Below are 14,115 nucleotides of genomic sequence, written 5' to 3'. Positions count from 1 at the left end.
CGCGAAACACGACCAGAGTGTTTCGCCAGCAGCCCTATTTCGGGGGGCCGTCCGCATTGTCTTCGGACGCAAACAATCCGTTCCTTTGGGGACCCTTCACCGTCTCCGGCCGGTCTCATAGCGTCGTGACAGGAACCAATCTTCCCTGCTTCACGGAGTGTCACGGCGTGCTGGATAAACGGCTGGATCTGGATGGCTTTGTCGCCAGCCTGCGCGACGGAATGACCATCGGAATCGGGGGTTGGGCCACGCGCCGCAAGCCCATGGCCCTCGTGCGCGCCATCGCGCGTTCTGACCTTAAGGACCTGACCATCGTCGGCTACGGCGGCCCCGACGTCGGGGTCTTGGTGGCGTCGGGCAAGGTGAAGAATCTGATCTTCGGCTTTGTTTCTCTGGATCATTTCCCCTTGGACCCGCATTTCCGCGCCGCACGACAGGCGGGCGCGCTTGAGATTCTGGAACTGGACGAAGGCCTGCTGCACTGGGGCCTGCGGGCCGCGGCCATGCGCCTGCCCTTCCTGCCCGCCAACTTCGGCCTGGCGACGGACATTCCCTCGCAGGGCATCAAGACGATCCGCTCGCCCTATGAGGACGGCCAGACCTTGCTGGCCATGCCGGCGATCAAGCTGGACGCCGCCATTCTGCACGTCCACCGCGCAGATCAGGCGGGCAATACCCTGATCTTCAGCCCCGACCCCTTCTTCGACGACCTGATGGCCCGCGCCGCCGATCAGGTCTTCGTCTCGACCGAACAGGTGGTGACGACCGAGGGGCTGGATCTGCCCACCAACGCCCGCTTCCACCCGTTCGAGCGCAGCGTCGTCACCGGGGTCATCGAAGCCCCGCTGGGCGCCCACCCGACCGGCGCCTCGCCGGACTACGGGATCGATATGGCCCACCTGAAGACCTACGTCGGCGCCACCTCGCCAGAGGACTGGGCCGACTATCGAGCTCGTTTCATCGACGCGACGCCCGACGCCTATCTCGCGGCGGTCGGCGGCGCCGACCACGTCCGCGCCCTGCCCGCGCCGATCTATTGAGGCCCGCCGACATGACCCAGACATCCTACACCCTGGCCGAACTTTGCATCGCCGCCGCCGCCGACGCCTGGCGCAACGACGGCGAGGTTCTGGCCACCGGCATCACCCTGATGCCGCGCCTGGCCGCCGGTCTGGCGAAGCTGACCGTCAACCCGGCCCTGATGCTGACCGACGGCGAGAACCACTTCGTCTCGGAACCCGTCCCGGTCGGCCCGCGCAACGGCTATGTGCCCAAGGTCGAGGGTTGGATGCCGTTTTCCCGCACCTTCGACAATCTGTGGGGCGGCAAGCGTCACGCCATGGTCGTGCCGACCCAGATCGACCGCTTTGGCCAGACCAATATCTCGGTCATCGGCGACCACGCCAAGCCCAAGGCCGCCCTGCTGGGTGCGCGCGGCTATCCGGGCAACTCGATCAGCCACCCCAACAGCTATTTCGTGCCGACCCACAACACGCGGTCCTTCGTGGCGGGTGAAGTCGATTTCGTCTGCGGCGTCGGCTACAACCCAGCTCGTTGGCCTGATGGGAAAAAGCCCGCCGGCCTCGACCTGCGGATGGTCATCACCGACCTGGCCGTGCTGGACTTCAGCGGCGCCAACAAGGCGATGCGGGTGCGATCCCTCCACCCCGGCGTCACCTTCGACGAGGTTCAGGACAAGACCGGCTTCGCCCTGGCGCGGCCCGAGACCATCCCTGAAACCGCAGCGCCGACGCCTGAGCAGCTGTCGATCATCCGCAACCGGCTGGACCCGCACAACCTGCGCGCCACCCTGTTCAAGGGCGACCCCGCCGGCGACCGCCGCCTGCAGGACGCGGCCTGACCATGAGCGACCTGGTCCCCCCGAAAGACGTCGAGATCACCTACGAGACCGAGACGCCCGTCGCCTATGCGGTCGAGGGGCCGGTCGCCTGGATCACCATGGATCGCACGGCGTTCCATAACGCCCAGAACTCACAGATGACCTATGCGCTGGACGACGCCTTCCGCCGCGCCGTCGATGACGATGCGGTCAAGGTCATCGTCCTGCGCGGGGCGGGCAAGCATTTCTCGGCCGGCCACGACATCGGCACCCCGGGCCGCGACCTGCACAAGAGCTTTGATCGTCGCCATCTGACCTATGACCACGTCAACAAGCCGGGCGCAGAGCTGCTCTACGCCCGCGAGCACGAGGTCTATCTGGGAATGTGCCGTCGCTGGCGCGACATCCCCAAGCCGACCATCGCCATGGTTCAGGGGGCCTGCATCGCTGGAGGCCTGATGCTGGCCTGGGTCTGCGACCTGATCGTCGCCTCCGACGACGCCTACTTCCAGGACCCGGTCGTGCGTATGGGCATTCCCGGCGTCGAATACTTCGCCCACGCCTTCGAGATGCACCCCCGCATCGCCAAGGAGTTCCTGTTCCTGGGCGAGCGGATGCCCGCCGCCCGCGCCTATGAACTGGGCATGGTCAACCGCGTGGTCGCCCGCGATCAGCTGGAGGACCAGACCCGCGCCATCGCCGAGAAGATCGCCGTCCTGCCGCGCCTCGGCCTGTCGCTGACCAAGCAGGCGGTGAACCACGTCGAGGATCTGCGCGGCAAGCGCACGGCGATGGACGCCGTCTTCCACATGCACCACTTTGCCCACGCCCAGAATGATCTGGTCAGCGGCAACAGCCTCGGCGGGCTGGACGGCAAGGCCATGGCCGCCGGCAACAAGCGCACGGACGAGGGCAAGGCATGACCCTCAATACCGAACTGACTGCCCGCCTCGGCTGCCGCTATCCCATCATCCAGACGGCCATGGGCTGGATCGCCACGCCTGAGCTGGTCGCCGCGACCAGCGAGGCGGGGGCCTTCGGCTTCCTCGGCGCCGCGGTGATGCGGCCCGACGAACTGCGTCAGGCCATCGCGCAACTGAAGGCGCTGACGACCAACCCCTTCGGCGTGAACTTCCACATGTTCCAGCCGGGCGCCGCCGAGATCGTCGAGATCATCCTGGCCGAGCGCGCTCAGGTCCGCGCCGTCAGCTTTGGACGCGGTCCCGACAAGGCGATCATCGCCCGCTTCCGCGACGCCGGTATCGTCTGCATCCCCACCGTCGGCGCGCTGAAGCACGCCCGCAAGATGGTCGAACTGGGCTGCGATATGATCACGGTCCAGGGCGGCGAAGGCGGCGGTCATACCGGCTCGGTCGCCACCACCGTCCTGCTGCCTCAGGTTCTGGACGCCGTGAAGGTGCCGGTCGTGGCGGCGGGCGGTTTCAGCGACGGACGCGGCCTGGCCGCCGCCCTGGCCTATGGCGCCGCCGGAATCGCCATGGGCACACGCTTCCTGATGACCGCCGAAAGCCCGGTGCCGGGCGTGACCAAGGCCCACTACGTCAAGGCCGGTCCCGACGACATCCTGGTTTCGACCAAGGTCGACGGCCTGCCCCAGCGCATGATCCGCAACCGGCGTCTGGCGCGCATCGAGAGCGCCGGTCCCGTCTCCATGTGGCTGCGCGCGCTGGAAAGCGCCCTGATGATGAAGAACGCCACCGGGGCCTCCGTGCCTGAGCTTCTGGCCGCCGCCCGCGCCATGACCAGCCACGGCGGGCTGACCCTGGCCCAGGCCATGATGGCCGCCAGCGCCCCCATGCTGATCCAGCGCGCCGTGGTCGAAGGCCAGCCGGACGACGGCCTGATGGCCACCGGCCAGGTGGCGGGACGTCTCGGCGACCTGCCGACCTGCCACGACCTGATCGAACAGATCGTCGCCCAGGCCCGCGCGCGGCTGGAGGCTGTGACCAGTTCCCTCGCCCCCAACCTGACAACAGCGGCCTGACGGGAACCCCATATGCCCATCCGCACCGACATCAACGACCGCATCGGCGAGGTCATCCTCGACCACCCGCCGGTCAACGCCCTGGACTCCACTCTGTGGAACGCCCTGCCGGGGCTCATCACCGAGGTCGGCAGCCGCGAAGACGTGCGCTGCGTCCTGATCCGCGCCGAGGGACGGGGCTTCTGCGGCGGCGTCGACATCAAGGAGATGCAGGCCCATCCCGAGCGGATCGTGGCCCTGAACCGGGGCAACTACCTGACCTTCAAGGCCGTGCGCGACTGCCCCGTGCCGGTCGTGGTCGCGGCCCACGGCTTCGTCATCGGCGGCGGCATCGGCATCTGCGGCGCGGCGGACACCGTCATCGCCTCGGACGACTGCTACTTCTCCCTGCCCGAGATCGACCGGGGCGCCATGGGCGGGGCCTCGCACCTGTCGCGGATGCTGCCCCTGCACACCGTGCGCGCCGCCTTCTTTACCGGCGGCAGGATCACGGCTCAGGACGCCTGGCGTCTGGGCGGCGTCGAGAAGCTGGTCCCGCGCAATCAGCTCCACGCCGAGGCCCGCGCCTTTGCCGCCGTCATCGCCGCCAAGAGCCGCACCGCCCTGGTTCTCGCCAAGCAGGCGCTGAACGGGCTGGAGCCGCGCGATGTCGACCACGGCTACCGCTTCGAGCAGGGCTTCACCCTGGAAATGTACATGCACGCGGACAGCCAGGCCTCTCGCGACGCCTTCGTCCACGACAACAAGACCGCCCAGTTCTGAAGGTCCTCCCAGTGAACCTGAGTTACACCCCTGAGCAGACGGCCTTTCGGCACGAGGTGCGCGCCTGGATGGCCGGCCATGTGCCCGCCAAGCCCCTGCCCTCGTTCGACACCGTCGAAGGCTTCGAAGCCCACCGCGAGTGGGAGCGCACCCTGAGCCGGGGCAATTTCGGCATGGTGACATGGCCGAAAGCCTATGGCGGCCGGGCGCTGGACCTCGTCCAGTGGCTGATCTTCGAAGAGGAATACTACCGGGCGGGCGCGCCGGGCCGGGTCAATCAGAACGGCATCTTCCTGCTGGGCCCGACCCTGATGGAGTTCGGCACGCCGGAGCAAAAGGCGCGCTTCCTGCCCGCCATGGCCGCCGGCGATGAAATCTGGGCCCAGGCCTGGTCCGAGCCGCAGGCGGGCAGCGACCTGGCCGCCGTCGCCGCCACCGCCGTCATCGACGGCGACGACTATGTCCTGAACGGCCACAAGATCTGGTCCTCGCGCGCCGTCTTCGCCGACTGGGCCTTCGTCCTGGTCCGCACCGAGGCGGGGTCGTCGCGGCACAAGGGTCTGTCCCTGCTGATGATGGACCTGAAGACGCCCGGCGTCCGCGTCCAGCCGATCCCGCAGATCGACGGCGAGGCCGGCTTCGCCGAAATCTTCCTCGAGAACGCCCGCGTGCCCGTCGCCAACCGGCTGGGCGAAGAGGGTCAGGGCTGGCACGTCTGCATGGCCACCGCCGGGTTCGAGCGCGGCCTGATGCTGCGCAGTCCGGCCCGTTATCAGGAGGCCGCGCGCCGACTGGCCGCCCTCTATCGCCGCCATGAAGCTGAGGTCGATCCGGCGCTGGGGCGCGACGTGGCCCAGGCCTGGATGAACGCCGAGGCCTATGCCCTGTCGATCTATTCGACGGCCTGTCGCCTGACGGCGGGCGGCACGATCGGGGCCGAGGCCAGCTGCAACAAGATCTTCTGGTCCGAGATGGACATCGCCCTGCACCAGACGGCCATGGCCATCCTGGGGCCGCGCGCCGAGCTGTTGACGAGCGCGCCCGACGACGAGGAAACCGGCGATTGGCTGGTCGGATACCTGTTCTCGCTGGCTGGGCCGATCTACGCCGGATCAAACGAGATCCAGCGCAACATCATCGCCGAGCGCCTGCTCGGCCTGCCGAGAGGCTGATCATGGATTTCACCTTCTCCGACGAACAACAGGCCATCGCCGAGGTCGTTCGCAGCCTGCTGCGGGCCGAATGCACGGGCGCGCATCTTCGCCGCCTGATGGACAGCGGGCATGCGCGCGACAATGCGCGCTGGCGTCAGATTATCGATCTGGGCCTGACCGGCGTCATGGTCCCTGAGGCCAGAGGCGGCCTGGGTCTGGACGAGATCGACTTCGTCCTGATCGCTCAAGCCTGTGGCCACGCCGACCTGCCCGAGCCTCTGGTCGAACTGGCGGGCGTGGTCCTGCCCCTGCTGGCGGCGGTCGATCATCCGCGCGCGACTGAGTGGCTGGACAAGGCGCTGGCGGGCGAGACGACCGTGGCCTTGGGCCACCCTTCCAATCCCTTCATCGCCGACGCCGAGACGGCGGGCGCCCTGTTGCTGGTCCACGACGGCGCCCTGCATCTGGTCGAGCGCTCGGCGGTTGAACTGATCGCTCAACCCAGCATCGATCCCTTCCGTCGCCTGTCGCGCGTGGTCTGGACGCCGTCCGCCGACACCCTGATCGCTGCCGACGCGACGGCGGCCCCCTTGCTGGAGATCGCCTTCGAGCGCGGCGCCATCTTCGCCGCCGCCCAGTGCATCGGTCTGGCGGGACGCAACGTCGAACTGGCCGTCGACTACGCCAAGGAACGCACCCAGTTCGGCAAGCCCATCGGCGTCAATCAGGCGGTCAAGCACCTGCTGGCCACGGCTCAGGTCAAGATCGAGTTCGCCCGCCCCGTCGTCTTCGCCGCCGCGACCGAGCGCGCCGCCGACAACGCCCTGTCGCGCGCCCGCGCCTCGCACGCCAAGCTGGCCGCAACCGAGGCCGCGTCTCTGGCCGCCCGCACCGCCATCCAGGTCCACGGGGCCATGGGCTATTCGTGGGAGGTGGACGTCCACTTCCTGTTGAAGCGCGGCCTGGCGCTGACCGGCGCCTGGGGCGACGAAAGCTTCCACCGCGCGCGGGTCAAGACGCGCGCCCTCTCCTCCCCCGACATCGACCACAGCTTCGCCTGGGCCGCCCTGAAGGAAGACGCCGCCCATGCCGCATGAGGCCTATATCATCGACGCTGTCCGCACCCCGGTCGGGCGCAAGAAGGGCGGACTGGCTCACGTCCATTCGGCCGATCTGGGCGCCCACGTCCTGTCGGCCCTGATGGCGCGCGTCGGGGTCGATCCCGGGGCGGTCGAGGACGTGGTCTTCGGCTGCTGCGACACCATCGGTTCTCAGGCCGGCGACATCGCCCGCTCTTGCTGGCTGGCGGCGGGCCTGCCCGAACACGTCCCCGGCGTGACCATCGACCGCCAGTGCGGATCGGCCCAGCAGGCGGTGCATTTCGCGGCCCAGGGCGTGATGAGCGGAACCCAGGATCTGGTCGTCGCCGGCGGCGTGCAGAACATGAACGCCATCCCGATCTCGGCGGCCATGCTGGCCGGCCAGGCCTATGGCTTCGCCGACCCCTTCCGCGGCTCGACCGGCTGGCGGGCCCGCTATGGCGAACAGGAGGTCGGCCAGTTCCGCTCGGCCGAAATGATTGGCGACAAATGGAACATCAGCCGCGCCGAGATGGAGCAATTCGCGCTGGAGAGCCATCAGCGCGCGCTCGACGCCGCCGAGGCCGGACGTTTCGACAACGAGATCATCCCGCTGGAAGGCGTGACGCGCGACGAGACCCCGCGCCAGACCTCGCTGGAAAAGATGGCGACGCTTCAGCCGCTGACGCCCGGCGGCCGCATCACCGCCGCCGTGGCCAGCCAGACCGCCGACGGCGCCGCCGCCCTGCTGATCGCCTCGCCTAAAGCCGTGAAGGATCACGGCCTGAAGCCTCGCGCCCGCATCCACCACATCTCAGTGCGCGGCGATGACCCGATCTGGATGCTGACCGCGCCGATCCCGGCCACCGGCCACGCGCTGGAAAAGACCGGCCTGAGGATCGAGGACATCGACCTTTTCGAGTGCAACGAGGCCTTCGCCTCGGTCGCCATGGCTTGGATGAAGGAGCTCGGCATTCCGCGCGACCGGGTCAACGTCAACGGCGGCGCCATTGCGCTCGGCCACCCGCTGGGGGCCACCGGAGCGCGCATCATGACCACCATGCTCAACGAACTGGAGCGCCGTGGCGGCCGCTACGCCCTCCAGACCATGTGCGAGGGCGGCGGTCAGGCCAATGTCACCATCATCGAGCGTCTGTGAGGGAAGCGTCCATGTTCGGTATCTGTGAAGGCCGCGTGGTCATCGTCACGGGCGCGGGCGGCGGGTTGGGCCGGGCCTACGCCCTGGCTCTAGCCGCCGAGGGGGCGAAGGTCGTCGTCAATGACCTGGGCGTCGGCACGCACGGCGAGGCCGCTCAGATGGTCGGCGCGGCTCAGGCCGTGGTCGATCAGATCATTGCGGCGGGCGGCAAGGCCGTCGCCAACACCGACGACGTGACCGAGGTCGAGGGGGGGCAGCGCATGGTCCAGACGGCGCTCGACGCCTTTGGCGACCTGCACGCCGTGGTCAACAACGCCGGCTTCGTGCGCGACCGGATGTTCGTCTCCTGCACGCCCGAGGAATGGGACGCTGTGCTGCGCGTCCACCTGCGCGGCCATTTCTGCGTCAGCCGCGCCGCCGTCGACTACTGGCGCGCCAAGCAGAAGGCGGGGCGCAATCCTGACGCCCGCATCATCAACACCTCGTCCGGCGCGGGCCTTCAGGGGTCGATCGGTCAGAGCGCCTATTCGGCGGCCAAGGGCGGCATCGCCAGCCTGACCCTGGTGCAAGCCGCCGAACTGGGCCGCTATGGGATCACCGCCAACGCCCTCGCCCCGGCGGCGCGCACCCGGATGACCGAGACCGCCTTCGCCGCCGCTATGCAGGCGCCCGAGGACGGTTTCGACGCCAACGATCCCGCCAACGTCGCACCGACCGTCGTCTGGCTGGCCAGCGCCCAGTCCGCCGAGGTGACGGGCCAGGTCTTCGAACTGCAGGGCGGGCGAATCATGCTGTCCGAAGGCTGGCGCAACGGCCCCGGCGTGGACCAGGCCCGCCGCTGGCGTCCGTCCGAGGTCGGCGCCGTCGTCCAAGACCTGTTGGCCCAGCGCACCCCGGCGCAAGCCGTCTATGGCGCGGGCTGAGGGCGGGCGGATGAACATCACCCTCAGCGACGAACAACTGGCCATCGCGGAAAGCGCCCGGGCGTTTCTGGACGAACACGGCAGTTCGGCCCGCCTGCGCGCCGCCATCGAATCCGCCGACGGCTGGGACGCTGAACAGTGGCGCGCCATGGCCCAGGAAATGGGCTGGCTGGGCGTCGCTGCGCCGGAACGCTTCGGCGGCAGCGACCTGGGCCTGGTCGAGCTGGCCATCCTACATGAAGAGGCCGGACGCACCCTGACGGCGGCCCCGCTGTTTCCCACCCTGGGTCTGGCCCTGCCCGCCCTGATGTCGGCGGGCTGCGAAGCGCGCCAGGCCGAGTTCCTGCCCCGGCTGATCGAGGGCGAAATCCGCGCCGCCGTCTGCCTGACCGGCGCCAGCGGCGCGCCCGTTCCCGGCGATGTCGCCATCCATCTGACGGCGGACGGCGACGGCTGGACGCTGAACGGGACCGCCGAATACGTCCTGATGGGCCACGCCGCCAATCTGCTGATCGTCATCGCCCGGATCGAAGGGACGACGGGCTGGGAGGGTCTGAGCCTGCTCGCCCTCGCCGCCGACAGGCCAGGGATCAGCGTCGAGCGCCTGACCAGTCTGGACCTGACCCGACCCTTCAGCCGCGTGCGCTTTGATCAAGTCCGCGTCAGCGACGACGCCCTGCTGGGCGCGCCCGGCCAGGCGGCCTACGCCATCCGCCGAATGCTGGCAGTCGGAACCGTCATGCTGGCCGCCGAGCAGCTGGGCGGGGCCGAGCGGACGCTGGAAATCACCACTGAATACGCCAAGCAACGGGTCCAGTTCGGCCGCGTCATCGGCTCGTTCCAGGCCATCAAGCACAAGCTGGCCGACATGATGATGGCCGTGGAATCCGCCCGTTCGGCCCTCTATTACGCCGTGCGTCTGCTGGATGTGCCGGACGAGATGGAAGAGGCCGCCGCTGTCGCCGGGGCCTGCTGCTCCGAGGCCTTCCTGCAATGCGCGGGCGACGCCATCCAGATCCACGGCGGCATAGGCTTCACCTGGGAGCATGACGCCCATCTCTATTTCAAGCGCGCCCGCGCCAGCGCCGCCCTGCTGGGCGGCCCCTCACATCACTACGAAGCCGTCGCCGGCCTGATGGGTCTGGACGAGGCGTCGGAGCCCGCCACATGACCCCTGCCCCGCCCTATCCGGTCGCTCGCAACCTGTTGCAGGGCAAGACCGCCGTCATCACCGCCGCCGCCGGCACCGGCATCGGCTTTTCCGTCGCCAAGCGCTTCGCCGAGGAAGGCGCGACCCTACTGATCAGCGACCTGCATGAGCGTCGCCTGAACGAGGCCGCCGACGCCATCGAGGCCGCCGTCGGCCAGCGCCCGGCCACCCAGTTGTGCAACGTCACCGTCGAGGCCGAGGTCCAGGCCCTGGCCGCCCGCGCGGTCGAGGCGCTGGGCCGGGTCGATGTCCTGGTCAACAACGCCGGATTGGGCGGCTCGACCGCCGTAGTGGACATGGCCGACGGCGAATGGGCCCGCGTCATCGACGTGACTCTGACCAGCGTCTTCCGCATGAGCCGCGCCTTCCTGCCGATCATGTACGCCCAAGGCGCCGGCGCCGTGGTCAACAACGCCTCGGTTCTGGGCTGGCGAGCGCAGAAGCTTCAGGCCCACTACGCCGCCGCCAAGGCCGGGGTCATGGCCTTCACCCGCTGTTCGGCGCTGGAAGCCGCCGAGCATGGCGTGCGCATCAACGCCGTCGCCCCCTCCATCGCCATGCACGCCTTCCTGGCCAAGGTAACGACGCCGGAACTGCTGCAGTCGCTGGCGGCGCAGGAGGCCTTTGGCCGTCCCGCCGAGGTCTGGGAAGTGGCCAACGCCATGCTGTTCCTGGCCTCGGACCTGTCGTCCTACATGGCCGGCGAAGTGCTGTCGGTCTCGAGCCAGCGGGCCTGAGCCGGATGCGCGTCTTTGAGACCCCACAGGCCATGCTGGGCCTGAGCGACGAAGCGCTCAGCGTCAGCGACTGGGTCGAGATCGATCAGGACCGGATCGACGGCTTCGCCCACGTCACCGGCGACGACCAGTGGATCCACGTCGATCCCGAACGCGCCAGGAGCGGCCCCTTCGGCGCCACCATCGCCCACGGCTATCTGACCGTGTCGCTGGCCAACCTCTTCCTGCCCCAGATCATCGAGGTGCAGGGCTTTTCGGTGGGCGTAAACGTCGGCTGCGACAACATCCGCTTTCTCGCCCCCGTCCGGGTCGGATCGCGTCTGCGCGGCTCGGGCGTCCTGCTGCACGCCGAGGAAGCCAAGGCCGGATCGGTCCAGGCCACCGTCCGCATCACCATCGAGATCGAGGGCGAGGCCAAGCCGGCCTGCGTCCTCGACGCCATCAGCCGCTATTATCCGTAAAGAGATTTCATGCGCCAAGCCGTCATCGTCAGCGCCGCCCGCACCCCGATCGCCAAGGCCTATCGCGGCGCCTTCAACGACACCGAAGCCACGGCCCTGTCCGGCCATGTCGCCGCCGAGGCCGTGCGCCGGGCGGGCGTCGATCCCGCCAGCATCGAGGACGTCATCGTCGGCTGCGCCGCCCAGCAAGGCACGCAAGGCTACAACATCGGCCGCCTGACCGCCGCCGCCGCCGGCTTCCCCGACAGCGTCGCCGGCATGGCTGTTGACCGGATGTGCGCCTCGGGCCTGATGGCTATCGCCACGGCTTCAAAACAGGTGCGCGACGACGGCATGGAAATCGTGGTCGCGGGCGGGGTCGAGTCCATCACCCTGACCCAGAACAAGCACAAGAACGCCTATCGCGCCCGCAACGAGAGCGTCCTCGCCCATTCGCCGCATATGTATATGCAGATGATCGAGACCGCCGAACTGGTCGCCGACCGCTATGGGATCAGCCGCGAGGCGCAGGATCAGTACAGCTTCGAGAGTCAGCGGCGCACCGCCGCCGCCCAGGCCGCGGGCCGCTTCGCCACCGAACTGGCGCCCCTGACCACGCGCAAGCAGGTCGTGGACAAGGCCACCGGGGCGATCAGCCATGAGACTGTCACCCTGACCGCCGACGAAGGCCCGCGCGCCTCGACCACGCTGGAAAACCTCGCAGCGCTGGAGCCGGTGTTCAAGGACGGCGACATCATCAAGCAGGGCCGCCACATCACCGCAGGCAACGCTTCGCAGCTGTCGGACGGCGCCGCCGCCGTGGTGCTGATGGAGGCCGCCGCCGCCGAGCGCGCGGGCCTGTCGCCGCTCGGCGCCTGTCTGGGCATGAGCGTCGCCGGCTGCCGCCCCGACGAAATGGGCATCGGCCCGGTCTTCGCCGTGCCCCGGCTGCTGGCCCGTCACGGACTGAAAGTCTCCGGCATCGGTCTGTGGGAGCTGAACGAGGCCTTCGCCTGTCAGGCCCTCTATTGCCGCGACACTCTGGGAATCGACCCGGAACTGTTCAATGTCGACGGCGGGGCCATCGCGGTGGGCCACCCCTTCGGCATGACCGGGGTGCGCACGGCGGCCCACGTTCTGTTTGAAGGCAAGCGTCGCGGCGTCAAGCACGCCGTCGTGACCATGTGCGTCGGCGGCGGCATGGGCGCCGCCGCCCTGTTCGAGGTGTTCTGATGCCCCAGATCTTCGTGACCCAGCAGGACGGCCGGCAACTGGCGCTGGAGGTTCCGTCCGGGCGGCGGCTGATGGAAGCCCTGCGCGACGGCGGCACCACGGTCGAGGGCACTTGCGGCGGCGCCTGTTCGTGCGGCAGCTGCCACGTCTATGTCGACGACGCCTGGCTGGCCAAGCTGACCCAGGCCGAGGGCGACGAGCGCGAGATGATCGAGGCCATCGGCGACCTGATCGAGGTCCGTCCCACATCGCGTCTCGCCTGCCAGATCCAGATGAGCGACGCCCTGGACGGCCTGACCCTGACCATCGCCGAAGCCATCTAGGAGGCTGGGATGAGCCGCAATTTCGCACCCGAACACGAGGGCTTTCGTCGTCAGGTCGCAACCTGGCTGGACGAGCAGCTGTCCGGCCCCTTCGCCCACCTGCGCGGGCTGAACAACCACGTCGACGCCATTGCCGAACGCCGGGAATGGGAGGCCGCGCTGGGCGAGGCGCGCTACGGCTGCATCGGCTGGCCCGAGGCATGGGGCGGTCGCGGCGCCAGCATCGCGGAACAGGTCATCTTCGCCGAGGAATACGCCCGCGCCAAAGCGCCCTCGCGCATCGGACACATCGGCGTCGAGCTGGCCGGGCCGACCCTTCTGCTGCACGGCACGGAAAAGCAGAAGCAGCAGTTCCTGCCCGGCATCGCCTCGGGCGCCGACATCTGGTGCCAGGGCTATTCCGAACCCAACGCGGGGTCGGACCTGTCGAACGTGCGCACCACCGCCTGGCTGAAGGACGGTCGCTGGATCATCAACGGCCAGAAGGTCTGGACCTCGATGGCCCAGTTCTCGGACTGGGTCTTCGTCATCTGCCGCGCCGATTCCGGCACGCGCGGAGCCAGCGGCCTGGCCTATCTGCTGGTGCCGATGGATCAGCCCGGCGTCACCGTCCGCCCCATCCGCCAGATGACCGGCGAGGCCGAGTTCAACGAGGTCTTCTTCGACAACGCCGAGACGGCGGCCGAGAACATCGTCGGCCAGCCGGGCGAGGGCTGGAAGGTCGCCATGGCCACCCTGGCCTTCGAGCGCGGCGTCTCGACCCTGGGCCAGCAGATGCATTTCAGGAACGAGCTGGAAGAGCTGGTCGCCCTCGCAAAAACCAATGGCGCGGCGCGCTCGCCCTTGATCCGTCAGCGCCTGGCCAAGGCCCATGTCGGCCTGACCGTCATGCGCGCCAGCGCCCTGCGGATGCTGGCCAATCAGGACCCGCAGACCCCGACCTCGGGCGCCTATACCTACAAGCTCTACTGGGCGCTATGGCATCGCTCGCTGGGCGAACTGGCCATGGATGTTCAGGGTCTGTCGGGTCAGATCGGCACGGGTGAAGCTGACTTCAACGCCCTGACCCACATGCATCTGATGTCGCGTGCCGAGACCATCTACGCCGGCACCAACCAGATCCAGCGCAACATCATCGCCGAACGCGCCCTGGGCCTGCCCCGCGAAGCCCGCGGCGCCCTGCACGCCTGACAGCATAAAAACTGGGCCTCTCCGCATCGGAGAGGCCCAGTTCGCCGGTCCTGGCCGGA

Annotated in this window: 15 protein-coding genes; all 15 read left to right on the top strand. The window is 68.7% G+C overall.

Annotated elements, in window-relative coordinates:
• The first annotated feature begins 167 nt into the window (after nucleotides 1–167).
• From P0Y52_05075 to P0Y52_05005, 15 genes are read left to right on the top strand one after another with little or no spacing between them, the layout of a single operon-like run.
• Nucleotides 168–1,040 carry a hypothetical protein gene (locus P0Y52_05075; protein WEK58912.1) on the top strand — a complete coding sequence of 291 codons (873 nt, stop codon included), beginning with the start codon at nucleotides 168–170 and terminating at the stop codon, nucleotides 1,038–1,040.
• Nucleotides 1,041–1,051: 11 nt separating this feature from the next.
• Nucleotides 1,052–1,861: a hypothetical protein gene (locus P0Y52_05070; GenBank protein WEK58911.1), complete on the top strand. Its 810-nt coding sequence runs from the start codon at nucleotides 1,052–1,054 to the stop codon at nucleotides 1,859–1,861.
• A gap of 2 nt (nucleotides 1,862–1,863) precedes the next feature.
• Nucleotides 1,864–2,763 (top strand): enoyl-CoA hydratase, encoded by a 900-nt coding sequence (locus P0Y52_05065; protein WEK58910.1) that lies wholly within the window; start codon nucleotides 1,864–1,866, stop codon nucleotides 2,761–2,763.
• Nucleotides 2,760–3,845: a nitronate monooxygenase gene (locus P0Y52_05060; GenBank protein WEK58909.1), complete on the top strand. Its 1,086-nt coding sequence runs from the start codon at nucleotides 2,760–2,762 to the stop codon at nucleotides 3,843–3,845. The genes P0Y52_05065 and P0Y52_05060 overlap by 4 nt, the downstream gene beginning before the upstream one ends.
• Nucleotides 3,846–3,857: 12 nt before the next feature.
• Nucleotides 3,858–4,607, top strand: a complete 750-nt coding sequence (locus P0Y52_05055; protein WEK58908.1) for an enoyl-CoA hydratase family protein — start codon at nucleotides 3,858–3,860, stop codon at nucleotides 4,605–4,607.
• Nucleotides 4,608–4,618: 11 nt separating this feature from the next.
• A complete protein-coding gene (locus P0Y52_05050; protein WEK58907.1) occupies nucleotides 4,619–5,779 on the top strand; it encodes an acyl-CoA dehydrogenase family protein in 1,161 nt (386 codons plus the stop codon).
• Between the two features lie 2 nt (nucleotides 5,780–5,781).
• Nucleotides 5,782–6,858 carry an acyl-CoA/acyl-ACP dehydrogenase gene (locus tag P0Y52_05045; GenBank protein WEK58906.1) on the top strand — a complete coding sequence of 359 codons (1,077 nt, stop codon included), beginning with the start codon at nucleotides 5,782–5,784 and terminating at the stop codon, nucleotides 6,856–6,858.
• On the top strand, nucleotides 6,848–7,999 hold the full coding sequence (locus P0Y52_05040; GenBank protein WEK58905.1) for an acetyl-CoA C-acetyltransferase: 1,152 nt from the start codon (nucleotides 6,848–6,850) through the stop codon (nucleotides 7,997–7,999). Before P0Y52_05045 ends, P0Y52_05040 begins: the two co-directional genes overlap by 11 nt.
• Nucleotides 8,000–8,010: 11 nt before the next feature.
• Complete coding sequence (locus P0Y52_05035; GenBank protein WEK58904.1) at nucleotides 8,011–8,922, top strand: SDR family oxidoreductase; 912 nt, start codon at nucleotides 8,011–8,013, stop codon at nucleotides 8,920–8,922.
• Between the two features lie 10 nt (nucleotides 8,923–8,932).
• Nucleotides 8,933–10,093: an acyl-CoA/acyl-ACP dehydrogenase gene (locus P0Y52_05030; GenBank protein ID WEK58903.1), complete on the top strand. Its 1,161-nt coding sequence runs from the start codon at nucleotides 8,933–8,935 to the stop codon at nucleotides 10,091–10,093.
• Entirely contained in the window at nucleotides 10,090–10,869 is a 780-nt protein-coding gene (locus tag P0Y52_05025; GenBank protein WEK58902.1) for an SDR family oxidoreductase, read from the top strand. Before P0Y52_05030 ends, P0Y52_05025 begins: the two co-directional genes overlap by 4 nt.
• A 32-nt stretch (nucleotides 10,870–10,901) precedes the next feature.
• On the top strand, nucleotides 10,902–11,330 hold the full coding sequence (locus tag P0Y52_05020) for a MaoC family dehydratase (protein ID WEK58901.1): 429 nt from the start codon (nucleotides 10,902–10,904) through the stop codon (nucleotides 11,328–11,330).
• A 9-nt stretch (nucleotides 11,331–11,339) separates the two neighbouring features.
• Entirely contained in the window at nucleotides 11,340–12,542 is a 1,203-nt protein-coding gene (locus P0Y52_05015; protein WEK58900.1) for an acetyl-CoA C-acyltransferase, read from the top strand.
• The gene (locus P0Y52_05010) at nucleotides 12,542–12,865 is read left to right on the top strand and encodes a 2Fe-2S iron-sulfur cluster-binding protein (protein WEK58899.1); all 324 of its coding nucleotides are present in this window, start codon (nucleotides 12,542–12,544) and stop codon (nucleotides 12,863–12,865) included. Before P0Y52_05015 ends, P0Y52_05010 begins: the two co-directional genes overlap by 1 nt.
• Nucleotides 12,866–12,874: 9 nt before the next feature.
• Entirely contained in the window at nucleotides 12,875–14,056 is a 1,182-nt protein-coding gene (locus P0Y52_05005; protein WEK58898.1) for an acyl-CoA dehydrogenase family protein, read from the top strand.
• The last annotated feature ends 59 nt before the right edge of the window (nucleotides 14,057–14,115 follow it).

The organism is Candidatus Brevundimonas phytovorans (genome assembly GCA_029203145.1).
Taxonomy (GTDB): Bacteria; Pseudomonadota; Alphaproteobacteria; order Caulobacterales; family Caulobacteraceae; genus Brevundimonas; species Brevundimonas phytovorans.
The sequence above is the reverse complement of the archived record's forward strand: the minus strand, read 5'-3'. Positions and strand labels throughout refer to the sequence as shown.

What these genes read in the sequence shown, in the direction of transcription:
- P0Y52_05070 (WEK58911.1), top strand. Translation starts at nt 1,052, where the DNA reads ATGACCCAGACATCCTACACCCTGGCCGAACTTTGCATCGCCGCCGCC.
- P0Y52_05065 (WEK58910.1), top strand. Translation starts at nt 1,864, where the DNA reads ATGAGCGACCTGGTCCCCCCGAAAGACGTCGAGATCACCTACGAGACC.
- P0Y52_05060 (WEK58909.1), top strand. Translation starts at nt 2,760, where the DNA reads ATGACCCTCAATACCGAACTGACTGCCCGCCTCGGCTGCCGCTATCCC.
- P0Y52_05055 (WEK58908.1), top strand. Translation starts at nt 3,858, where the DNA reads ATGCCCATCCGCACCGACATCAACGACCGCATCGGCGAGGTCATCCTC.
- P0Y52_05045 (WEK58906.1), top strand. Translation starts at nt 5,782, where the DNA reads ATGGATTTCACCTTCTCCGACGAACAACAGGCCATCGCCGAGGTCGTT.
- P0Y52_05040 (WEK58905.1), top strand. Translation starts at nt 6,848, where the DNA reads ATGCCGCATGAGGCCTATATCATCGACGCTGTCCGCACCCCGGTCGGG.
- P0Y52_05035 (WEK58904.1), top strand. Translation starts at nt 8,011, where the DNA reads ATGTTCGGTATCTGTGAAGGCCGCGTGGTCATCGTCACGGGCGCGGGC.
- P0Y52_05030 (WEK58903.1), top strand. Translation starts at nt 8,933, where the DNA reads ATGAACATCACCCTCAGCGACGAACAACTGGCCATCGCGGAAAGCGCC.
- P0Y52_05025 (WEK58902.1), top strand. Translation starts at nt 10,090, where the DNA reads ATGACCCCTGCCCCGCCCTATCCGGTCGCTCGCAACCTGTTGCAGGGC.
- P0Y52_05020 (WEK58901.1), top strand. Translation starts at nt 10,902, where the DNA reads ATGCTGGGCCTGAGCGACGAAGCGCTCAGCGTCAGCGACTGGGTCGAG.
- P0Y52_05015 (WEK58900.1), top strand. Translation starts at nt 11,340, where the DNA reads ATGCGCCAAGCCGTCATCGTCAGCGCCGCCCGCACCCCGATCGCCAAG.
- P0Y52_05010 (WEK58899.1), top strand. Translation starts at nt 12,542, where the DNA reads ATGCCCCAGATCTTCGTGACCCAGCAGGACGGCCGGCAACTGGCGCTG.
- P0Y52_05005 (WEK58898.1), top strand. Translation starts at nt 12,875, where the DNA reads ATGAGCCGCAATTTCGCACCCGAACACGAGGGCTTTCGTCGTCAGGTC.